Source organism: Cupriavidus sp. C2SS-8b (assembly GCF_057073745.1).
Map to the genome: position 1 here is coordinate 1,958,552 of NZ_CP172717.1, position 20,922 is coordinate 1,979,473.

Here is a 20,922-nt window from a genome sequence, read left to right on the forward strand (position 1 = left end):
TTGGCCGGTTGTACTGTCGCGTGTCTAGACTCCCCGTATGTCTAAACAGGCAAACGGCAACCCATGACCAAACGGATTCTCGACGGCGTCAAGATACTTGACCTCACCCGGTTTTTCTCCGGCCCTCAATGCACGCTGTTCCTCGCCGGGCTGGGTGCAGAAGTCATCAAGATCGACGATCCGGACGGAGGGGATCCAACCGCGTTTTCACCGCCGTTTGCCGGCCCGGAGGGCGTCTCATTCGAAAGACGCTCTCAGCAGGACATGGGCATCGCGTACTTGAAGCGGGCCCGATCGAAGAAGTCCACTACCGTCAACCTGAAGAGCGCCGAGGGCAGGGAACTCTTCATGCGAATGGTCAAGAACGCCGATGTCGTGGTAGAGAATTTCAGCGCGGGCGTCGCTGATCGCCTTGGCATTGGCTATGACGTGCTGCGCGAAGTCAATCCATCACTGGTCTACTGCTCGCTAACCGGATACGGCTCCACGGGCCCAGCAAAGAACCTGAAGGCCTATGATCTGATGGTGCAAGCGGCCGCTGGCTTGATGAGCATCACGGGTCAACCAGGCGCTGTACCCACGAAGACGGGCTCGCCGCTTTCGGATGCGATTGCCGGCCTGTTCGCCGCGTTCGGCGTCGTCGCAGCATTGAACTACCGCCAGCGCACCGGACATGGACAGTCGGTCGATGTTTCCATGACCGACTGCCTGCTGTCCTTGATCCTCGATGAGCCGCTGGACTGCTATCGCGAGCTGGGCCTCTCCTTCCAGCAGGGCAACCGGATCATGCGATTCTCTCCCTTCAACGCGTATAAGAGCGCGGACGGCTGGGTGACCATCGGCACCGCTAGCAACGATGACTGGAGCACACTGCTAGACGTCATGGGACGATCCGATCTTAAGGATGATCCCGACATCATGTCCGTCGCATGGCGCTTGTCGAACAATGCGACCGTTGACGAGATCGTTTCGAAGTGGACCTCATCGCTGCCCACTTCCGAGATCGAGCAGCAGATGCGGTCCGCCAAGATTCCGTGCAGTCCAGTACGAACGATTGATGACGTACTCGCGTGGGAACAGATTGTTGCGCGCAACATGGCCGTATCTCTGTGGAACCCGCTCGCGAAGGCGATGATGAATGTCAAAGCTGCGTCGTTCCCCTTGCGATTTGGAGGTGCAGACGTTGGCTATAGCACGCCAGCGCCGGTACCGGGCGCGCACACCGAAGAGATCCTGCGGGAAATGGCCGGCGTAGACGCGGCCGAGTTCCAGCGACTGCGGGAACGCGGAATCATATGAGTTCGACTAGGGCGGCGCCGCCAGTTTCCGCCCTTCTCCACTGTGGATGCAACGAGCGCGCCACGCGCACGGATCATGCTTATCAGTCGCTACTAGGCACGACGGCCTTGCAGCGCGGATCCGTGGGAAATGAGAGGCCGAAGGATTGGCCGGGGATTTGAAATGATGGTCTGCCGGTGCACGGCATCATTGCGATGCGTCGCAATCTTCGCGCCGAGGCGACGCTCAGCCCCAAGCGGCAGCTCAGTGGCGGGACATGGATCTTCGTGAGAACGGTCCTACGCAGGGGTGGGGGCCACTCCGCTGCGCAGGCCGTGGGCCTGTCAGAAATTTTGTGTTTAGGGCATAACATGTCGCCAAGGAGCATGTCATGCCACGTAGAAACAAGACGAGTCAGGCCGCCGATCGTGAGCTGCCGATCATTCCCGAGGATCTGATCGCCCATTTCGTAAAGGGCCCGATGACTGCCGAGGCCGTGCAGGACGCCTCAATGGCATTCAAGAAGGCCCTGATCGAGCGGGCCTTGGGCGCTGAACTCGGTCATCATCTGGGCTACCCGGCTGGCGCTGAGCGCCCAGCCGGCACAGCCAATCAACGCAATGGCAAGAGTGCTAAGACGGTTTTGACCGAGGACGGGCCGCTGCGAGTGGATATTCCGCGCGACCGCGACGGCAGCTTCGATCCGATCCTGATTCCCAAGCACGAGCGACGCTTCACCGGGTTCGACGACAAGATCGTCGCCATGTACGCCCGCGGCATGACCGTGCGCGAGATCCAGGCGTTTCTGGCCGAACAGTACGGCACCGAGGTGTCGCCAGAATTCATCAGTTCTGTAACTGATGCAGTCATGGACGAGGTCACCACCTGGCAAGCCCGCCCGCTGGAGGCGATGTACCCGGTGGTGTTCTTCGACGCGCTGCGGGTCAAGATGCGTGAGGACGGCGTGGTACGCAACAAGGCCGTCTATCTGGCCTTGGGCGTGCTGCCCGACGGCACGCGCGACATCCTGGGCCTGTGGATCGAGAGCACCGAAGGCGCCAAGTTCTGGATGAAGGTGTTCAACGACCTGAAGATCCGTGGCACGCAGGACATCCTGATTGCAGTGACCGACGGGCTCAAGGGCATGGAACAGGCCCTGAACGCGGTGTTCCCGGCCACGACGCTACAGACCTGCATCGTGCATCTGATCCGAAACAGCTTGAGCTACGCCGGTTGGAAAGAGCGCCGGACCGTGGCTGCGGCGCTTAAGCCCGTGTACACCGCGCCCACTGTTGAGGCGGCGCTGGCCGAACTGGCGGCGTTCGAGCAGAGCGAATGGGCTAAGAAATACCCCCCGATCGCCGCGTCCTGGCGTCGCGCCTGGGATCAGGTGATCCCGTTCTTTACATTCCCACCGGCGATCCGCAAGATCATCTACACGACGAACGCGATCGAGAGCATCAACGCGCAACTACGTAAGATCATCAAGACTCGGGGGCACTTCCCCAGTGACGAGGCGGCAACGAAGCTGCTATGGCTGGCCCTGCGCAACATCACCGGTAAGTGGGGCAGCTCAACGCATGACTGGAAGGCTGCCATGAACCAGTTTGCGATTCTCTATGAGGAACGCTTTACCCACCCGCATCACTGAGATAATGCTGGCTCACCGGTTAAGTCGACGGTGCGCCTTTAACTGCCCTGAACACAAAAACGCTGACAGGCCCCAGGCCGTCGGTGCAAGGTCGTCTACGCGACGCGCGCAAGCTCCTCTTCCATGAAGTCGAGACGATCCTTCCCCCAGAACATCTCGTCTCCCACATACATCATGGGTACCCCAAAGACCCCCCGCTCGACTGCGGCGTCCGTGCTTTGCGCAAGCTCAGCACCAATCTCATCGCTCGCTGCGAGCTCTTCGAACCAGGCGAAGTCGACGCCGAGTGCCTCGACGATCGTTCGCAAGCCCGCATACTCGACGATGCCGGAATCGCCGCGCTCCCAGTATGCTTCCATCACCCGCTCGACAAATTCAAACTCGAGACCCTTGCGTCGCATCGCAAGCGAGCCGCGAAGAGCCCTGCTGGACTTGATCGGGAACTGGCGGGGGATCTGAAACGGAAGATTGTATTTCTCGGCCCAGCGCATCAGATCCCGCTTGCGGTAGCGGAGCTTCGACTTCGGTTCCTTCATCAGCTCGTATTCGTTGTTCCGGAAGACATACCCTAGATTGTATGGATGCAGAACGAGTTCTGCGTTATGGCGCTCAAGGATCGGCTTGATCAGCTTGATGGCGAAGTAGGTGTTCGTGCTGCCGACATCCCAGTACAGGTCAACTCGCTTCTTATCCATTTCGACTCCAATTGAATGAATCTGTGTTGAGTCTATGGATGCGATGTTGGTCTGGCCAATATGAAATGGCGATTCGGGTATATCGGAAAACGATCGACCTTGGACGTCGCCGCTTGTAAGCGGGCCTCGTGCGACCTGCGACGCGACATAGCACTGGGCGAGGCGCAACGGCCGCACCCGGCCACTAGGCAACATCGTCTCCAGCACAATGCTCAGCATCTCCGCCGCACAGGCGAACCAAACCGCTACCGCGAGCAGGATCACCACTCCCGCATGAGGAGATGACGAGCGAGACGTTGCCTGCAGTAGGGCACGGCCTCTGTGCCAGCCCAGGAAGAACAATGCCATGGCCGCTACGGTAACCAGAATGGAAACAGTCCAGGCCAGCGGTGACCGGGTTTCTGCGGCTGAGCGGACCAACAGGGCCCCATTGACAAGCATCGTCAGGGCTGTACGGTGCCAGGCGAGCGCCGTACGTTCGGGTTGTACCCCCGGGTCGCGACTCATCGGACCTTTAGCAGGAGCCCGAGAGCCAGAACAAGCGCAACGCAAATGGCCGCGGCACTCAGCAATGGAATGCCGCTTGACGCCGGCAGTGGGCCAGAGTTCCGCATGGCAATCTCGTTGCCTTTCCAGCGGGAATATGCGCAGTATGCAATCACCGCTCCAAGAAATGACAGCAGCAGCGCAACCCCTGCCAGCAAGGCCTTTGGTTCAACACGCTCGGCGAACTGGTCGAGCAGGACACCCCCGGCAAGGATCGCAAGTGCGGTCCTGATCCAGGCAAGAAAGGTTCGTTCGTTTGCAAGCGAAAAACGGTAGTCAGGTTCGCTTCCCCGCTTCTGCCATTGCGGTCGGTTCATATTGTCTCTTCTGTCAGTCGTCTTGAGGTGTCATTCCCCGGGGGTACGCAGGCAAACCTCGCCCCGAATCACCTCCACCTCCACGGAGGACAGCCTCGAATCACGACACGGACCATCGATGCAGACGCCGTCGCTAAAGCGGAACAGAGCGGAATGATGGGCACACATCATTACCTCGGCGTCGTACGTGCAGATCGTGCCCGGCTCGAAGTCCAGCGGAATGGAGAAATGGGGGCATCGGTTGATATACGCCCAGACCTGCTGCTCGCGCCGGACCACGATGATTCCCGGTTCGCGCTCGATCACGCGAGCGCCGCCGTCGGGCACGGCGTCGAGAAGGCAAAGGACGTTGGTATCCATGACCGGATCCATGGTCTCAGCCCCCGCGCCCGGGGTTGCCCAGGCTCCAGTCCCAGGGGCGAATGTCCACGCGCTCGAAAATGCCGGCGTGCATGTACGGATCGCCGCTGACAAAGCGTTGGACGTCGTCGATATCCCCGGCCTCGATGACCAGCAGCGTGCCGTTCATGGCGGCGGCCTGCGCGTCCAGCGTCGGGCCGCCCAGTCGCACATGTACGCCGTGCTCGGCGGCGGCATTGCGCAAATAGGCACGATGGGCGGGGCGTACGCGCTCGCGGACGGCCAGCATCCCTGGCTTGTCGGTGGCGAAGATGGCGTAGTAGCGGGACATGCTGCTTATCCTTGCGCAGTCGGATCGAGGACGAAGTCGTAGCGCGCCTCGCGGAACGGGCCGTCGAAGCCAAAGCGCTGCGCCAGCGGATGGTCGGCGGGGCGCTCCTCGTAGGCCACCTGCAGCGATGCCTTGACGCCGAACACTGCGTCCGAGTCGAGGTACGGGTCGCCCTGGTTGAAGAGGTGCGTGACCAGCTTGCGATGGCCAGGCGCATCGATCATGAAGTGCAGGTGCGCCGGCCGCCATGGATGCCGCCTGGTGGCGGCCAGCATGCGGCCGACCGGGCCGTCGCTCGGGATCGGATAGCACACCGGCACGATGGTGCGGATGGCGTAGTAGCCGTCCTCGTCGGTGCGGTAGCGGCCGCGCAGGTTACCGGTGGGCTGGTCGGTGTCCTGGCCCGAGTACATGCCGTTCCCGGCGGTCTGCCAGACATCGAGCACGGCGTTGCGCAATGGCACACCGGCAGACGACAGGACGCGTCCGTGGACCAGCGCCGGGATGCCGGGCGTGACGGCCATGTTCTCGCCCGTAGCGCGCTCCGGCATGCCCGCGATGTAGAACGGGCCGAAGACCGTAGTGTCGGTGGCACCCGTGGACTGGCGATGGTTGATGGCGTCGACCAGCATCGATACGCCCAGCGTGTCCGACAGCAGGATAAATTCCTGCCGCACGATGCCGTCGCACATCTTGCCGGTATCGGTCAGGAACTGAATGGCGGCGAACCACTCTTCCTCGGTCGGCTCGACCTCGCGGACGTAGGCGTGCAGGTGACGCACCAGCCCCTGCATCAGTGCGCGCAGTCGGGGCTCGGGGGTGTCGGCGAAGCGGGCCACGACCTGCTCGGTGATGGCGGCTTCGGCGGCGGTGTGGGGGGTGGGTTCCATGGTCTTGTCCTGTTGCGCAGTACCTGCTGTGCCGGCCATCAGGTCGGGGCTTCTCCGCGCCATGCCGCGCCGAGCAGCGCCCGGATGGCGTCATGCTCGATGGGCCGCGGGTTGTAGTACGGATTGGTGCAAGCGAGCGTGGCGGCTTCGTCCAGCCCATCCTCCGGCATACCGACGGCCGACAGCGCCGTGGCGATGCCCAGTGTCCGGTTCAGCCCGAACAGCAGCGGCCCCGCGTCCTCCGCCCGCTCGCCGCCCAGCGCAAGCGCCACCCGCGCCAGCGCCTGCGGCGCTGCGGCGTAGTTGTAGTGGGCGGTGTGCGGCAGCATGGCGGCGTGCGTCTGTGCGTGCGGCAGGTTGAAGGTGCCGCCCAGCGTGTGACAGAGCTTGTGATGGATCGCCATGCCGACCGCGCTCAGGCAGACTCCGGCCAGCCACGCGCCATACAGGGCGCGGCCACGGGCGTCGATGTCGTCCGGATCTTGCACGACGGCCGGCAGCGACCCTGCCAGCGCACGGATCGATTCCTCGGCCATCAGGCTGATGATGGGATTGGCGTCCTCGGCATACAGCGCCTCCACGGCGTGCGCCATCGCGTTCATGCCGGAGGCGGCGGAAATGTCCGCCGGCAGGGTCAGCGTCAATTGCGGGTCATAGACTACCGTGCGCGGCAGCACGCGCGGGTCGCGGCCGGTCTTCTTCAGGCGGCCTTCGGTCAGGCCGTAGATCGGCGTGACTTCCGACCCGGCGTAGGTGGTCGGTACGGCGATGATCGGCTGGCCGGAAACCAGAGCGATGGCCTTGCCCAGGCCAATGGTCGAGCCACCGCCGACGGCCACGTAGCAGTCGGCCCCCAGGCGCGCGGCTTCGTCACGAGCGGCCTGCGCGACCTCGACCGGCACGTGCATCACGGCCTCGCTGTAGACGCCCGCCGAGCACTCGCCCAGCAGCGCCGCCACGCGCTCGCCCAGCGGGCGCTGCTCCGGCGTGGTGAGTACCAGCGCGCGACGCGCGCCCAGCCGCCTCACCTCATCGGGCAGCGCCGCCAGCCGGCCGGCCCCGAAGACCACGCGCGACGGCGTGGCCTGGTAGACAAAGGCATCCATCGCCCTGCCCTCCTTCAGCGCTTGAAGTGCGGCGGTATCGTTGCGTCCACATTGACCCACACCGACCGCGCTTCAGTGTAGTCATGCATGGCCTCGAAGCCCATTTCCCGACCGTAGCCGGACTGGCCCAGCCCGCCGAACGGGCTGCCGGGGTTTACCCGCTTGTAGCAGTTGATCCAGCACATGCCGGCCTGGATGCTGTTGGCCATCTTGTGGGCGCGGCTCAGGTCGCGCGTCCACAGGCCGCTGCCGAGGCCATACTCGGTGGCATTGGCAATGGCCAGCGCCTCCTCGTCGCTGCCAAAGCGCAGCACCGTGACGAAGGGACCGAACACTTCCTCCTGCGCCACGCGGTCGTGCGGCTTTGCCTCGACGATGGTCGGCTCGACGTAGTAGCCGTTCTCCAGCCCCGAGAGCACCGGCGCCCGGCCGCCGGTCAGCACCCGTCCGCCCTGCTCCAGCGCCAGGCCGGTATAGGACAGCACCTTGTCGCGATGCTGTGCCGACGTCAGCGGCCCCATCTCGGTTTCCGGATCGAGCGGATTGCCCAGACGGATCGATGCCGCCAGCGTGCTGAAGCGTTCGAGGAATTCGTCGGCAATGCGTTCATGCAGCACCAGCCGCGAACCCGCGATGCACGCCTGTCCCTGGTTGTGGAAGATCGCCCAGGCGCCGCCGTTGATGGCCGCATCCAGGTTGGCATCCTCGAAGACGATGTTGGCGCCCTTGCCGCCCAGTTCGAGCTGTACGCGTTTCAGGTTGCCCTGCGACGCCGCCACGATGCGCCGGCCCGTGGCGGTCGAACCGGTGAAGGCAATCTTGCCGACGCCCGGATGCTCGGCCAGCCGCTGGCCGGCGGTGTGGCCATAGCCCGGCACCATGTTGACCACGCCCGCGGGAAAGCCGACCTCGGCCATCAGCTCGGCAATCCGCAGCGACGACAGCGGCGTCAGCTCGGACGGCTTGATCACCACCGTGTTGCCGGCTGCGAGCGCCGGGCCCATCTTCCAGCTCGTGAACATCAGCGGGAAGTTCCACGGCACGATCTGGCCAACGACGCCGATGGGGGCGCGCTGCACATAGTTGAGGAAGCCGGTCTCCACCGGGATGACCGAGCCCTGCAACTTGTCGGCCATGCCGCCGAAGTAGCGGAAGCACGCGGCGGTGCGCGGCACGTCCAGCGCGCGGGAATCGCGGATGGGGTGGCCGGTGTCGAGCGATTCGAGCTGCGCCAGTTCCTCGGTGTTGGCTTCAATGGCGTCGGCCAGCTTCAGCAGCAGGCGCCCGCGCTCGGCGGCGGCCATGCGGGACCAGGCTGGGAACGCCCGGCTGGCGGCCTCGACGGCGAGATCCACGTCGGCCGCCTCGGCGGCGGCGATGCGGGTGATGAGACTGGCGTCGTGCGGATTCAGCACGTCGATGGTGCCGCCGGCCTGCGCGTCGACGAAACGGCCATTGATGAAGAGCTTGTTTTGCATGATGCGATGTTCCATGAGTTCAGGAAGGGCGAGGCGCGGACCGGCGGGTCAGAATTCCACCGGATACGGCTTCAGTTCCCCGCTCTCGTAGCGCTTCGGCAGGTTGGGCGTGGCGTTCTCCCACACCAGCAGCATCGAGCGCTTGGTCGAGTAGCCCTGGTGGCGGATGTCGGCCGGCATCGCGCAGATGTCGCCGGCGCGCATGGTGATGCGGGCACGTGGCGAGCCGGTGTCCTTGTCGCCGATGTCCCAGACGATCTCGTCAGACAGTTGCAGGAACCACTCGACGCGGTCGTTGCCGTGGAAGACCGGCAGGATGAACTCCTCGGTGGTCGGGCAGAACAGGCTCTGACCGCAGACCGACGTGACCGACGGGTTCCACGTCACGTCCGAGCGCGACAGGTACTTGAACAGGTTGAAGGCGTGGAGCTGGCCTTCGAAGCCAGGCTCTGCATGGATCTCGGGCTCGTCCTGCGCGACGTCGAGGAAGGCGCGATTGACGGGCAGGTCGTCGCGCAGCGGGGAATCGTCCGGCAGCCCGGGCATGCGGCGCGTGGCGATGCGCGTGCGCTCGATGGCGGCGATGTTGTCGCCGTGCTTGTGGCCAAAGGCGGTGCCGGTTTCCTCGGGGGCGGCGAACGGATCGAAGCCTTCGTTGGTCCAGTCGTGCAGGATGGCCTTGAAGGTGGCCATGATGACCGGGGTGTCGAAGGTCTCGGTGTAGTCGACGCCCGCGTCCTTCATGACGCCGTTGAAGGCGCCCGCATACACGTCGACCTTGCCGTAGTGATTGCGGGTGCCGAACACATGGTCGAAGTTGACCCAGCCGTAGAAGAAGCCCCAGGCCACGTCGCGCATCATGGCGCGCAGGAAGGCGTCGGCCGCGATGGCGTGCGTGCGGAACTGGCCGTTGACGGGCCACTGGATGGTGGCGAAGTAGGCGTCGCGCGAGAAGCGGAAGGCGCCGAGGGTGAAATCGCGGTAGCCGGTGACGGGGTCGGGGGCGCCGGAGCGGACTTTATCGGCGGCGAAGGTGGCGATCTGGGGCTTGTCGGCGACGTCGAGCATGGCCATGGTGAGTCTCCTGAATAAATTGCGAAGAAGGTGGGATCGGTGCCGGGATCGGTGTCGGGGGATCAGTGCAGGCAAATGTCCGCCCACTTCTGCACCGACAGCGCGCCGAGCTTGGACTGCACCAGCAGCACGCAAGGCCGTTGCGCCGTGAAGCGATAGGCGCAGCCAGCCGGCAGCAGGCTTTGATGACCCTTGCCCAGCACGACGTGGCCCATCCTGCGACCCACCGCCTCGGTCGGCGCCGCGCCGTCCGCGGTGGCGGGGGCCGCTTCCAGCTTGACGAAGTCCACGCGCACCTCGCCGTCCATCGAGATCACGAACTCATCGTGCGAGCAGGCGAACCACGCTGACTGCCCCTCAGCACGCGCGACCTCCATCACGTACTCCAGGTTCTTGCCGACAACCACGCGCTCGTACGGCGCCGAGTCCGAGGCCACTTCAAAAATGTTGGAGAACACGTAGTGGCGGGCATCGCCCTGGGTCACTTCGATGCCACCCTTGTTGAAACTGTCGAGAGAACCGAAAACGGTTCGCGGCACGGATGCAGTCATGCTTGTCTCCTGATTTGGGCGGCATCGCGCAGATGTCGCCAGCGAGTTGCGGTTGGGGTTGTCGGCCGGGATGGCCGGAATCAGTCCAGGTACACGCCCACGCGGCGGATCACGGTCTGCCACTTGGCGGTGTCGGCCTCCACCTGCCGGGACAATGCGGCGGGCTGGTCGGGAGCGGGTTCGAGATCGTTGGCGATCAGCCTGGCACGGACCTCCGGCAGCTTCACGATGCGGCCGATCTCGTCGTTCATGCGGCGCACGATGGCGTCGGGCGTGCCCTTCGGCACGAGCAGCAGTTCGCTGAAGTTCGCTTCGTAGCCGGTGACGCCAGCCTCGGCCATGGTCGGCACCTGCGGTGCCAGCACCGAGCGCGTGGAGCCCGATACGGCCAGTCCGACCAGCTTGCCGGCCTTGACCATCGGCGTGACCACGGGCGATGCCAGGTATCCGCACGGCACCTGGCCGGCCAGTACGTCCTGCATCGCGGGCGACGGTCCCTTGTACGGCACATGCGTCATCCTGATGCCCGCCTGCGCGACGTACATCTCCATCGCCAGATGTCCCGGCGCGCCGGCGCCACCCGAGGCATATGTCAGCCCGTCCGGCGCCGCCTTGGCCTTCTTCGCCAGATCGGAAAGCGAGCGGATACCGGCGGACGGCGCACAGACCAGCATCTGGTTGAAACGGGCCAGCGTAATCACCGGAGTCAGGTCGCCCGGCTTGAAGTTGAGCTTGCGGTAGATCGTCGGATTGACTGTCAGGATCGTGTCCGGGCCTTCCAGGAAGGTGTAGCCATCTGCGGGCGACTTGGCGACCACGTCGGCGCCGATATTGCCGCCGGCGCCCGGCCGGTTCTCCACCACCACTGGCTGCCTGAGGGACTGGCCGAGCTTGTCGGCAATCAGCCGCGATGCGATGTCTCCCGGCGAACCAGCGGGAAAAGCCACGACGATCCGGACGGGCCGGCTGGGCCAGCCGGCTTGTGCCGATGCCGGCGGCACGACTGCGAACAGACAGGCGAGTGGGCAGGCAAGGGCCAGCGCCAGGCTTTGGGGCTTCATATTGTCTCCTGATGTTTTCCGGTTTCAGGGCGGCTCTGGGGCGGCCGCTCCCGGGTACTGCCAACGGCGCTACCAGCGGCCGATATGGATGCCGACCTCGTCCTCCTTGCGCGTCCATCCAGCCATGGCGGCGTGGCTGACCGTCGGATGGATGCGACGGTTGCGCAGCCAGTCGAACAGGCGGCCCTGGAAACGCTCGCGTACCTGCGCATAGGCGGGATCGGCGCCAAGGTCGACGAACTCGTCGGGGTCGTTGCGCAAGTCGAACAACTGCGGACGCAACCCTTCGAAGTGCACGAACTTCCAGTCGTGGTCGCGCACCATCGTCATGTGGCAACCGTGCGCCGGACGGCCGACAGGCTCGCGCACGAAGTCGCGGAAGGCATAGTCATTCTCGGAGAACACCGCGTCGCGCCACTCGGTCGGCGCCTCGCCGCGCAGCAGCGGCGTGAGCGCACGGCCTTCGACGACATGGTCGGGAATGGGCAGGCCATAGGCGTCCAGAACAGTCGGCACCAGGTCGATGGCCTCCACCAGCCTCTCTTCGACATGACCGCGTGCGGCGTTCTGGCGCGGGTCGTAGATGATCAGCGGCACCTTGGCGACGCTGTCGTGGAACAGTTCCTTCTCGCCGAGGTAGTGGTCGCCAAGGTAGTCGCCATGGTCACTGGAGAAGATGATCATGGTGTCGTCGAAGCGGCCGCTGCTCTCCAGGTAGTCGAACAGCACGCCGAGCTGGTCGTCGATCTGCTTGATCAGGCCCATGTAGGTGGGAATGACCGTATCGCGCACCTCGGCACGCGAGAAATTGCGGCTCACCTCGCAGTTGCGGAAGCCCTGCAGCACGGGATGCGCGCAGTCGAGCCCGCCCTGCTGCTTGACCGGCAGCACGTCGTCCGGACCGTACATGGCGTGATAGGGGGCGGGGGCGACGTAGGGCCAGTGCGGCTTGATATACGACAGGTGCAGCATCCACGGCCGGTCGCTGCTCTGCTCGATGAAGTCGATGGCGCGGCGCGTCATGTACGGGGTTTCCGAGTCTTGCTCGCGCACCCGTGCCGGCAGCCGGGCATGGCGCATGTTCCAGCCCGACAGGATTTCCCCGCTCTCCCCGGCGGCCGAGTTGGCATGGTCGTGCCATGGGTTGGCACCGTCGTAGCCGCGCTCCCGCAGGTAGGCGGTGTACTGGTGGCTCTCGTCGGCGAAGCCCGGTGGCCAGATGCCGTCGTCCCGGTCAAAGGGTTCGAAACCGCCTTCGGACGCAAGCACGCCCTCGGTACTGCGCGGATCGATACCCAGGCGACGAAGTCCTGCGCGGTCAGCCTCGACATGCGTTTTTCCCGCTACCGCGACGCGTACGCCGTGGGGCCGCAGGAAGTCCCCAAGGGTCATCTCGCCGACCGGCATCGGCACGAAGTTCCAGACGGCGCCATGACTCGTCACGTACCGTCCGGTGTAGTAGGACATGCGCGAGGGGCCACACACCGGCCCCTGGACGAAGGCGTTGGTGAAGCGCACGCCGCGGCTCGCGAGACGGTCGATATTGGGCGTATGCAGCCGCGGATGACCGTAGCAGGAGAGGTAGTCCCAACGCAATTGATCACACATGATCCACAGGACATTGCGTACGTGTTGCGCTCTCATCTCGACGTCTCCTCTCTTGGCTTTCGTAGTGAAGCGGTCCTGCACGATTGCCGTTGCCGCCGCCATGGCCAGAACAATATTTCCTGCGAGTGGGCTTCTCAAGCGGCTTCTGCTAGAGTTTCACGCAGTGAAATCGGCGGGACACAGATCCCGTTTGGGAGACAAGGAATGTGGGATCCGAAGGTCAAGACGATCACGGCGCTGGATCGCGGGCTCGCCGTGCTCGACGTGGTGCGCACGACCGGCGGCACCAGCCTGCAGGCGCTGCATGACGAAACGGGGCTGCCAAAGGCGACCTTGCTGCGCATCCTGGTAACGCTGGAGCGCCGCGCACTGATCTGGCGGCGCATCGCCGACGGCCACTACTGCCCCGGCACCCCGCCACAGGCCGGCCGCAGGCAATCCGACGTGGCCGACCGGCTGGCACAGTTGGCCGCCCCGGAGCTGGATCGCCTTCAGGCTGAAATCCTGTGGCCCTCCGATCTCGCGATGCGGCGCGGCAATGTCATGGTGCTCTGCGAAACCAACCGGGCCGAGTCGTACTTCATGATCCGGCGCGACAGCATCGGCTTCCAGGTCAACATGCTGCGTTCGGCGGTGGGACAGGCGTATCTGGCCTTCTGCCCCGAGAAGGAGCGCGAGACGATCCTGACGACCCTGCGCCGCAGCCGTCGGGACGGAGACGCGATCGCACGCGATCCGGCCTACCTGGCGCGGTCGATCGAGCGCGCACAGCAGCGCGGCTATGGCGTTCGTGAACAAGGCTTCGGCGGCGACTACGACAAGACGCGCAAAGAGGCCGATGATCGCCTGGAGGCGCTCGCCGTGCCCATCATGGCTGAGAAGGGGCGCGTGCACGGCTGCGTCAATATTGTCTGGATCCGTGGCGTACGCACGCTGGACCAGATGGTGGCCCAATGCCTGGAGCCGCTCCAGCGCACGGCCGGCGCCATCGCCCAGAAGATGTCGGCACGCCAGTAAGGCTGCCCCGGGGCGCCCCGTCCGGTACGCCCGCCAGTTTCACCGTGTGAAACTGGCGCGGAAACCTGCGACGTTCGCTGCGCCAGCCGCTATGTTTCAACCTGTCAGGGCTGCTTTCGCGGCCACGGCGACGGGCCGGCGCCCCCATTCCTTCTTGCCGGCCACGACACAAGAACCGAGAGACAGGAGACACCATGCCGAGATGGATCGCATGGATCGTGACGGCGCTGCTGCCGGCACTTTCATTGGCGCTCCCTGCCACGGCGCGCGCCACCACCACCCTGGTCGTCAGTGCCTTTCTGCCACCCCAGCACATCTTCAATGTCGCGGTGATGAAGCCGTGGGCGCAGGACGTGGAGCGGGTGACCGAAGGCCGGGTCAGGATCGTCTACCCGCCGACCAGCGTCGGATCCCCGCAGCAGCAGTGGGACGTGGTCCGCAAGCGTATCGTCGACGGCGCCTACATCTTCAACGGCCTGATCCAGAACCGCGTCACCCTGCCCCAGCTTGCGCACCTGCCGCTCGGCTCGACCACGGCGGCCGCCATGTCGGTGGCCCTGTGGCGCACACATGAGAAGTTCTTCAGCCAGGCCGGCGAGTATCGTGACGTACACCTGCTGGCATTGGTGGTGTTTCCGGCGGGCGAACTCTACAGCCTCAAGCAGCCCATTACGTCGCGCCAGGGCATGCAGGGCATCAAGCTGTGGGCGCTGCCCGGGGTGGCGGCCAACCTGATGGACCACGCCGGTGCCGGTGTCGTGGCCACGCCGGCGGCGAAGATGAGCGAACTGGTGGCGGGCGGCACGGTCGATGGCTTCGCCGGCATTCCCGACATGGACGCCACCCGCTTCAACGTGGCGCGCTATGCGCGGTCCGAAACGATCATCCCCGGTGGCATCACCGCCCCGAGCTTTTCCTTCTTCGTCAACAAGGCGGCGTGGGATTCGATCTCCGAAGCTGACCGCTAGGTGATCAGCGCCTTGTCGGGAGAAGCGTTCGCGCGGCGCATGCGTGTCATCGACCAGGCGAACGCCCAGGCACGTGCCGACGCCGTCGCAGGCGGACTGAAGCTTGTCACGCCACCTTCCGCCTTCCTGGCCGAGCTGGGCGATCTCGCCAGGCCGATGCAGGCGCAGTGGCTCGCCGCCGCGGCCCGCCGCAACGTGGATGGCGAGGGTGCCCTTCGTTTCTATCGAGAGCAGGCGCTCAAGGAGGCCCAATGAAACTCCATGACTCCGCCGCGACCGCGACCGTCGCGGAAATGGGCTCGGCCGGCTCGGCGCCCCAGCTCGGCTGGGCAGCCCGCTGGCTGCAACGCGCACTGGGTGGCATCGTGGCCCTGGCGCTGTGCTTCATCATGATGCTGACGTTCGGCGACGTCTTCATGCGCTACTGGCTTGCCGCGCCGATCCGAGGCGCCGCCGAGATGGTGCGCTTCGCGATGGCCATCCTGATCTTCTCCGCATTCCCCCTGGTCACGCTGAGCCGCCAGCACATCACCGTGAACATCCTGCAGGACAAGCTCGGCGAGCTGGCCACATGGCTGCAGCAGGCATTCGTCCTGCTGGTGAGCATCACGGCGGTGGCGATCATGTCGCTGCAACTGGCCGCCGACGGCGCGGATCTCGCCGAGAACCAGATCACCACCACCGTGCTCGAATGGCCGCTCTCGCCGCTGAGCTATTTCATGAGCGCACTGTCGGCGGTCACGCTGCTGGTCCTGCTCCTGCTGGCCCTGCAACATCTTCGGTCGTTTCCGCTTCACCGGGAGGCATCATGACGCTCGCACTGCTAGGCTTTCTCACCGTCCTGCTGTTCGCCTTCGCGGGTGTGCCGCTCGGCTTCTCCATGCTGAGCGTGGGGGTAGGGTTCTTCGCCCTGATACGCGGCCTCGAACCGGCCCTGGCGATGGCTGGCATGACCATCGCCGACCTTGCGGCCAACGAGAACCTGTCGGTCCTGCCGATGTTCATCCTGATGGGCACGTTCATCTACAAGGCCGATCTGGCCGAAGAACTGTACGACGCGGCCAATGCATGGATCGGTCACCTGCGTGGCGGCCTGGCGCACGCGACGGTACTCGCCTGCGCGGGCTTCGCCTCCATGTCGGGCAGCTCGATCGCCACGGCCGCCAAGATGACGAAGGTGGCAATGCCGCCGATGCGCCGGCACCGCTACGCGGACAGCCTGGCCGCGGGATGCGTCAGTTCCGGCGGCACGCTCGGCGCGCTGATCCCCCCGAGCTTTCCGCTGCTGATCTACGGTGTATTGACCGACCAGGATATCGGCAAGCTCTTCATCGCAGGGATCGGGCCTGGCCTGCTGCTCGGCACACTCTTCCTGCTGTCGATCTGGTGGACGGTCCGGCGCGATCCAAGCAAGGGGCCGCCCGGAGACCGCGCGTCGTGGTCCACGCGCTTTCGCAAGGCGGGCAAGATCTGGGGCGTCCTGGTGCTGTTCCTGCTGGTGGTCGGAGGCCTGTACAGCGGCATCTTCACGGCAACCGAGGCCTCCAGCATCGGTGCAACGGGCGCGCTGGTGTTCGCCGGCATCCGCCGCAAGCTGACCTTCGCCACGCTGCTCGAATCCCTGGTGGAAGCCGGCAAGACCACGGCCATGATCTTCTCGATCGCGTTTGGCGGCATGGTCTTCGCGAACTTCATCACGCTTTCCGGCCTGACGGGAACACTGGTCGACTGGATCCAGTCGATGCACCTGCCGCTGCTCGGCGTCATCGTGGTGATCACCGGCATCTACATCGTCCTCGGCTCGCTGATGGAGGCACTGGCCATGATGCTGCTGACCATCCCCGTGTTCGCCGCGATCGTGCAGCCGCTCGGCGCGAACATGATCTGGTTCGGGATCTATGTGGCGATGATGATGGAGATTGGCATGATCCATCCGCCGGTCGGCATGAATATCTTCATGGTCAGGACCATGCTTCCGGAGCTGTCGATCAGCACCATTTTCCGGGGGACTATCCCTTTCCTGGCCGCTAATGTGATCGCGCTGGTGCTCGTTATCCTCGTGCCCGGCATCGCTCTCGGGTTAGTGGGATTGATGCGTTAATCGGTGCCGCCATTTTTTTACCAAGCCGAGGAAAGGATCCTGTAGCTGCATCGCGTTCCGAGGCATGGGGACAGGACAGGCAAATGAGAACTTCTTAGCTCCTACGTTCTCAGGAGCCGTTTTGCGAGTATTGCTTTAAGGTCTCGCCTAGTGTCGCTTATGACGTGTATGTAAATGGTGTCGTTGGCAATCTGGTAGATGATTCGGTTCACGCCGCTGATGACTTGATAGTATTTCGTCGGCTGGAAATCTATCAACTCTGGTGGGTTGCTGCCCTTCAGTGGAAAATCATCTACCTGCTTGATTGATTGTTGAATCTTGTTTCTGGTCTCAAGCCAGGTCTTGTTGCCAAACTTATTAATGATGTACCGTCGCAAGTCTTGCAAGTCGGACTTCGCAGGCCCGAGAATTACAGACTTCATTCGATCCCTTCTTCCTTGTCCATGCGCTCCAGGTCGGCAAACACTTCGTCTGTCGGGGTGAAGTTGCCCGTCTCGATGTCGTTCTGACCCATCGCCAGAATCTTCAGAAGGGCCATCGTCTGTTGCATGTCCTCATAGGATTGGGCATCCTGCACGACTACCTTTGCCTCGCCGTTCTGTGTGATCAGCATGGGCTCGCCGCTCTCGGTGATGTCCCGGATGATTTCTGCTGCGTGGCTTTTCAGGTAGCTGATGGGCTTGACCTGACTCGGTTTCATATCCGCTCCCAAGCTTGAGACTAACGGTCTGAATATAGACCTGAATTCAGTCTGCGTCCAGCGCAAGGAAGCAGGAGTGCGCTGTTAATCACGCACAGATATGCGATACGTCAGAAGCCGACAAGCCTTGCCGGTTGCGTCGGCTTTTTTAATTCAAAAGGCGAAGAGATGCCCCCCCAGAGACACGAAGGCCTGCGAGTTGGTCGGGGTGCGGCCTTTGTTAAGCCATAGCCTCTCTTTCCTGCCTACTATATTTATCGTCACAGCCCGCTTTGCGAAAGGAGAAGGTCCGTGAAACCCGTCCACATCCTCACCACCATTCCGCGATTGGCGCTTCTGGGCCTTCTGCTTCAATCGGGCCTTGCATCGGGCCAACCGTCACTGGATCAGCAACTGGCCGGCGCATGGACCTATGTCTCGGTCGACACGGTCCGCCCCGATGGCAGCCGCACGCCAATGTACGGGCCCAACCCCCAGGGTCTTGTGATCTTTGACGGTCATGGCCACTACGCGCTGGTGAATTCACGCAGCGACTTGCCAAAGTATGGTTCCAACGATCGAATGAAAGGCAGTGCGGACGAGTATCGCGCCATGGGACAAGGTTCCATCGCCCACTTCGGCACGTACGTCATCAACGAAGCTGACAAAACCATCACCTTTCACATCGACGCGAGCACATTCCCGAACTGGAATGGAGTTGAGCAGCGCAGGCCCTTTGTTCTCTCGGGAGATCAACTCAGGTGGACCACGCCTGCCGCCTCGGGAGGCGGTTCGGGAGAGGTCGTGCTAAAGCGGGCCAAATAAACCTAGCATCTGCAGATGAGACAACCCGAAGACGCACCCTTCGCATTCCAGACCGCCTGGAACAGCCATGACATGGAGGCCCTTGGCGCCCTGTTCCATGATGATGCAACGTTCGTGAACCGGTTCGGGCACTACGTGCGAGGCGTCGCAGCAATTGTCCAGATGCATGCGCCGATTCACGCAACCATTTACAGCGATTCCACGCTCGAGAACGCGCTGATCGACGTGGTCGCCCTCCACGATGACGCGGCAGTCGTCCACTTCTGGAGCCGACTCGCCGCTGGTGCCGCGCATCCGGCGGGCCCGCATGCCGTCGACACGCTGATTCTTGCCGTGCTGACGCAGCAGGCCGGGGCGTGGCGGATCAAGGCGCTCGAGAATGTCACCCTGACGAATCCCCGGACGGGAGAAGCTGTCTTGAGAGACCGCCGGGGTCTGTGATACGAAGCGTCGTTACACCTTCCGGACAAACTCCGACTTCAGGCTCATGGCGCCAAAGCCATCGATCTTGCAATCGATATCGTGGTCGCCGTCGACCAGCCGGATGCCCTTTACCTTGGTGCCCATCTTGATCACACCGGCCGATCCCTTCAGCTTGAGATCCTTGATGACCGTGACGGTATCGCCATCCTGCAAGACATTGCCCGCTGAATCGCGATAAACCCTGACTTCCGCTTCGGTTGCCGCCGGTGCCTGCGCCGACCATTCATGCGCGCATTCCGGGCATATATACAGACTGCCGTCCTCATAGGTGAATTCGGAATGGCATTTCGGGCAGGCGGGAAAGGTGCTCATGGGTAATTCGGGTGGTCGTGGCGAAAGCCGGGAGTATATCGCCCTGCCCGGCCCTTCCAGGTCGAGCGGATACCCGGCTAATCGCCTTGCAACTCAAACCTCCAGTTCTTCCAGCACCTGCCCCTTGGTCTCGATGCCAAGGAAGTGCACGGTAATCGCCGCCAGGAACGGCACCGCGGCCAGCGCAAGGAAGGCACTGCTGAGGTCGCCGCTGCCGATGGTGCTGGCGATCAGCCCCGGCGCGAAGATAGCCGCCAGCTTGAGCCACGCACCGCCAAGCCCGCAGCCCATCGCGCGCACGCTGGTCGGGTACAACTCCGGCGTATAGACGTAAGCCGTGATGAAGCCGCAAGCGAGAAATCCCATCGAGAACGCACAGAGGGTAGCCACGACATAGACCGACGAAGCATGGAATACACCGGCCAGCACCAGCGACAACGCGCACAGCAGGAAAGACACGTTGATCACAGGCTTGCGGCCAACCTTGTCGACAATCATCGCGCACACCAGCGAGCCGACCACACCGAGCACCGAGGCTCCCGCAGCAAGATTCAACGCAAGTTGCAGCGGTGCGTGATACACGGTCTTGTAGATGGTGGGCAGCCAGGTCGACAGCCCATACTGGATGAACCCGCAAGTTGCCCACAGCATCCACACCGCCAGCGTGCGGCCGATATAGGCCTTGCTGACCAGGTCGCGAACACGGCGGCGCGGATGGTGCGCCATGTTGTCAAAGGCGCTGGTGTCACCGGGCGGCGGCAGCGGCGTACGGGCACGCGCTTCGAACGCGCGCAGCGCGCTGTCGGCCTCGGCCATGCGGCCCTTCTCCGCCAGCCAGCGCGGCGATTCGGGAATCACGCGGCGCAGGATGAAGAACAGCACCAGCGGCACGCCGCCCAGGAAGTACATCACTTCCCAGCCGTAGTGCGGCACCAGCCAGGCGCCCACGCCGTTGGAAACCATCAGCCCGATCGGGAACACCACCTCGTACAGCAGCACGAAGCGGCCACGGCCATGCGCGCGCGTGACTTCGTTGATGTAAGTGGCCGCCACGGGCAGTTCGCCGCCAAGGCCCAGCCCCTGCACGATGCGCAGCAACGCGAAGATCTCGAACGACGGCGCGAAGCCGCACGCAATGCTCATCAGGCCGATGATGCCTGCGCTCCAGCCGATCGAGCGCAGCCGGCCGAAGCGTTCCGCCAGCGCCGGGAACACCAGCGCGCCGACGAGCTGGCCCACCGACGGCGCCGCGATCAGGAAGCCGATCTGGCCCGGCGTGAGCGACCACTTGGCGATCAGCAGCGGCAGCGTGGCGGCGATGGCGATGACATCGAAGCCGTCGAAGAACGTCGCCAGGCCGATCAGCAAACGCGCGCGGATATGCATGGCATTGCCCGGCATGCGCTCGATACGGGCGATGATGTTGCCCCGTGTGATCCCGCCTGTGTCGCCCACAGCGCTGGCGCTGCGGCTGTCGGCGATGCCGGCGGCCCCTTCGGCCGCGGTCACGATGCTGGCGCTGGCCGCCATCTGCGCGCCGGGGGACGCGGTGTCTTGTCTCTGTATCAACACGGTGCTTCTCTTCTAATGC

Annotated in this window: 24 protein-coding genes; 9 read left to right on the forward strand and 15 right to left on the reverse strand. The window is 63.9% G+C overall.

From position 1 onward, the window contains the following. Positions 1 to 63: 63 nt before the first annotated feature. Positions 64 to 1,299, forward strand: a complete 1,236-nt coding sequence (locus ACIGJB_RS25845) for a CaiB/BaiF CoA transferase family protein (RefSeq protein WP_483732823.1) — start codon at positions 64 to 66, stop codon at positions 1,297 to 1,299. Between the two features lie 370 nt (positions 1,300 to 1,669). Beyond that, a complete protein-coding gene (locus tag ACIGJB_RS25850) occupies positions 1,670 to 2,929 on the forward strand; it encodes an IS256 family transposase (RefSeq protein WP_483730391.1) in 1,260 nt (419 codons plus the stop codon). A gap of 95 nt (positions 2,930 to 3,024) precedes the next feature. Here the strand turns inward: ACIGJB_RS25850 and ACIGJB_RS25855 are convergent, their stop codons facing one another. The 11 genes from ACIGJB_RS25855 to ACIGJB_RS25905 all read right to left on the reverse strand — a co-directional run bounded on the left by ACIGJB_RS25855 (position 3,025) and on the right by ACIGJB_RS25905 (position 12,982). Then, entirely contained in the window at positions 3,025 to 4,131 is a 1,107-nt protein-coding gene (locus tag ACIGJB_RS25855) for a DsbA family protein (RefSeq protein WP_483732824.1), read from the reverse strand. Next, entirely contained in the window at positions 4,128 to 4,487 is a 360-nt protein-coding gene (locus ACIGJB_RS25860) for a YidH family protein (protein WP_483732825.1), read from the reverse strand. The genes ACIGJB_RS25855 and ACIGJB_RS25860 overlap by 4 nt, the downstream gene beginning before the upstream one ends. A gap of 30 nt (positions 4,488 to 4,517) precedes the next feature. Beyond that, complete coding sequence (locus tag ACIGJB_RS25865; RefSeq protein WP_483732826.1) at positions 4,518 to 4,847, reverse strand: Rieske (2Fe-2S) protein; 330 nt, start codon at positions 4,845 to 4,847, stop codon at positions 4,518 to 4,520. A gap of 16 nt (positions 4,848 to 4,863) precedes the next feature. After that, a complete protein-coding gene (locus ACIGJB_RS25870) occupies positions 4,864 to 5,178 on the reverse strand; it encodes a YciI family protein (RefSeq protein ID WP_483732827.1) in 315 nt (104 codons plus the stop codon). Between the two features lie 5 nt (positions 5,179 to 5,183). Then, entirely contained in the window at positions 5,184 to 6,068 is an 885-nt protein-coding gene (locus tag ACIGJB_RS25875; protein WP_483732828.1) for an intradiol ring-cleavage dioxygenase, read from the reverse strand. Positions 6,069 to 6,106: 38 nt separating this feature from the next. Then, positions 6,107 to 7,174 carry a maleylacetate reductase gene (locus ACIGJB_RS25880; RefSeq protein WP_483732829.1) on the reverse strand — a complete coding sequence of 356 codons (1,068 nt, stop codon included), beginning with the start codon at positions 7,172 to 7,174 and terminating at the stop codon, positions 6,107 to 6,109. A gap of 14 nt (positions 7,175 to 7,188) precedes the next feature. Continuing rightward, positions 7,189 to 8,652 carry an aldehyde dehydrogenase family protein gene (locus ACIGJB_RS25885; RefSeq protein ID WP_483732830.1) on the reverse strand — a complete coding sequence of 488 codons (1,464 nt, stop codon included), beginning with the start codon at positions 8,650 to 8,652 and terminating at the stop codon, positions 7,189 to 7,191. A gap of 48 nt (positions 8,653 to 8,700) precedes the next feature. After that, on the reverse strand, positions 8,701 to 9,726 hold the full coding sequence (locus tag ACIGJB_RS25890) for a hydroxyquinol 1,2-dioxygenase (RefSeq protein WP_483732831.1): 1,026 nt from the start codon (positions 9,724 to 9,726) through the stop codon (positions 8,701 to 8,703). Positions 9,727 to 9,788: 62 nt separating this feature from the next. Beyond that, positions 9,789 to 10,277, reverse strand: coding sequence for a cupin domain-containing protein (locus ACIGJB_RS25895; RefSeq protein ID WP_483732832.1), 489 nt, complete (start codon positions 10,275 to 10,277; stop codon positions 9,789 to 9,791). A gap of 80 nt (positions 10,278 to 10,357) precedes the next feature. Further along, on the reverse strand, positions 10,358 to 11,338 hold the full coding sequence (locus ACIGJB_RS25900) for a Bug family tripartite tricarboxylate transporter substrate binding protein (protein ID WP_483732833.1): 981 nt from the start codon (positions 11,336 to 11,338) through the stop codon (positions 10,358 to 10,360). Between the two features lie 69 nt (positions 11,339 to 11,407). Continuing rightward, the gene (locus tag ACIGJB_RS25905; RefSeq protein WP_483732834.1) at positions 11,408 to 12,982 is read right to left on the reverse strand and encodes an alkaline phosphatase family protein; all 1,575 of its coding nucleotides are present in this window, start codon (positions 12,980 to 12,982) and stop codon (positions 11,408 to 11,410) included. Positions 12,983 to 13,150: 168 nt separating this feature from the next. On the opposite strand from ACIGJB_RS25905, the gene ACIGJB_RS25910 reads away from it, so the two are divergent. From ACIGJB_RS25910 to ACIGJB_RS25930, 5 genes are all read left to right on the forward strand, one after another. Beyond that, positions 13,151 to 13,963: an IclR family transcriptional regulator domain-containing protein gene (locus tag ACIGJB_RS25910; protein WP_483732835.1), complete on the forward strand. Its 813-nt coding sequence runs from the start codon at positions 13,151 to 13,153 to the stop codon at positions 13,961 to 13,963. Positions 13,964 to 14,157: 194 nt separating this feature from the next. Further along, positions 14,158 to 14,931 (forward strand): type 2 periplasmic-binding domain-containing protein, encoded by a 774-nt coding sequence (locus tag ACIGJB_RS25915; RefSeq protein ID WP_483732836.1) that lies wholly within the window; start codon positions 14,158 to 14,160, stop codon positions 14,929 to 14,931. 39 nt (positions 14,932 to 14,970) lie between these two features. Then, the gene (locus ACIGJB_RS25920) at positions 14,971 to 15,186 is read left to right on the forward strand and encodes a hypothetical protein (RefSeq protein ID WP_483732837.1); all 216 of its coding nucleotides are present in this window, start codon (positions 14,971 to 14,973) and stop codon (positions 15,184 to 15,186) included. After that, positions 15,183 to 15,743, forward strand: coding sequence for a TRAP transporter small permease (locus ACIGJB_RS25925; protein WP_483732838.1), 561 nt, complete (start codon positions 15,183 to 15,185; stop codon positions 15,741 to 15,743). Before ACIGJB_RS25920 ends, ACIGJB_RS25925 begins: the two co-directional genes overlap by 4 nt. Further along, complete coding sequence (locus ACIGJB_RS25930; RefSeq protein ID WP_483732839.1) at positions 15,740 to 17,032, forward strand: TRAP transporter large permease; 1,293 nt, start codon at positions 15,740 to 15,742, stop codon at positions 17,030 to 17,032. Before ACIGJB_RS25925 ends, ACIGJB_RS25930 begins: the two co-directional genes overlap by 4 nt. A 101-nt stretch (positions 17,033 to 17,133) precedes the next feature. Here ACIGJB_RS25930 and ACIGJB_RS25935 read toward each other — a convergent pair whose 3' ends face one another. Together ACIGJB_RS25935 and ACIGJB_RS25940 are read right to left on the reverse strand one after the other, a co-directional pair. Further along, positions 17,134 to 17,454 carry a type II toxin-antitoxin system RelE/ParE family toxin gene (locus ACIGJB_RS25935; protein ID WP_483732840.1) on the reverse strand — a complete coding sequence of 107 codons (321 nt, stop codon included), beginning with the start codon at positions 17,452 to 17,454 and terminating at the stop codon, positions 17,134 to 17,136. Then, complete coding sequence (locus tag ACIGJB_RS25940; RefSeq protein WP_483732841.1) at positions 17,451 to 17,732, reverse strand: type II toxin-antitoxin system Phd/YefM family antitoxin; 282 nt, start codon at positions 17,730 to 17,732, stop codon at positions 17,451 to 17,453. Before ACIGJB_RS25940 ends, ACIGJB_RS25935 begins: the two co-directional genes overlap by 4 nt. Positions 17,733 to 18,023: 291 nt before the next feature. On the opposite strand from ACIGJB_RS25940, the gene ACIGJB_RS25945 reads away from it, so the two are divergent. Together ACIGJB_RS25945 and ACIGJB_RS25950 are read left to right on the forward strand one after the other, a co-directional pair. Next, positions 18,024 to 18,536, forward strand: coding sequence for a lipocalin-like domain-containing protein (locus ACIGJB_RS25945; protein ID WP_483732842.1), 513 nt, complete (start codon positions 18,024 to 18,026; stop codon positions 18,534 to 18,536). A 15-nt stretch (positions 18,537 to 18,551) separates the two neighbouring features. Further along, positions 18,552 to 18,977: an SgcJ/EcaC family oxidoreductase gene (locus ACIGJB_RS25950; RefSeq protein ID WP_483732843.1), complete on the forward strand. Its 426-nt coding sequence runs from the start codon at positions 18,552 to 18,554 to the stop codon at positions 18,975 to 18,977. Between the two features lie 12 nt (positions 18,978 to 18,989). Here the strand turns inward: ACIGJB_RS25950 and ACIGJB_RS25955 are convergent, their stop codons facing one another. Both ACIGJB_RS25955 and ACIGJB_RS25960 read right to left on the reverse strand, forming a co-directional pair. Next, on the reverse strand, positions 18,990 to 19,331 hold the full coding sequence (locus ACIGJB_RS25955) for a zinc ribbon domain-containing protein YjdM (protein WP_483732844.1): 342 nt from the start codon (positions 19,329 to 19,331) through the stop codon (positions 18,990 to 18,992). Positions 19,332 to 19,424: 93 nt separating this feature from the next. Then, positions 19,425 to 20,861: an MFS transporter gene (locus tag ACIGJB_RS25960; protein ID WP_483734665.1), complete on the reverse strand. Its 1,437-nt coding sequence runs from the start codon at positions 20,859 to 20,861 to the stop codon at positions 19,425 to 19,427. Between the last annotated feature and the right edge of the window lie 61 nt (positions 20,862 to 20,922).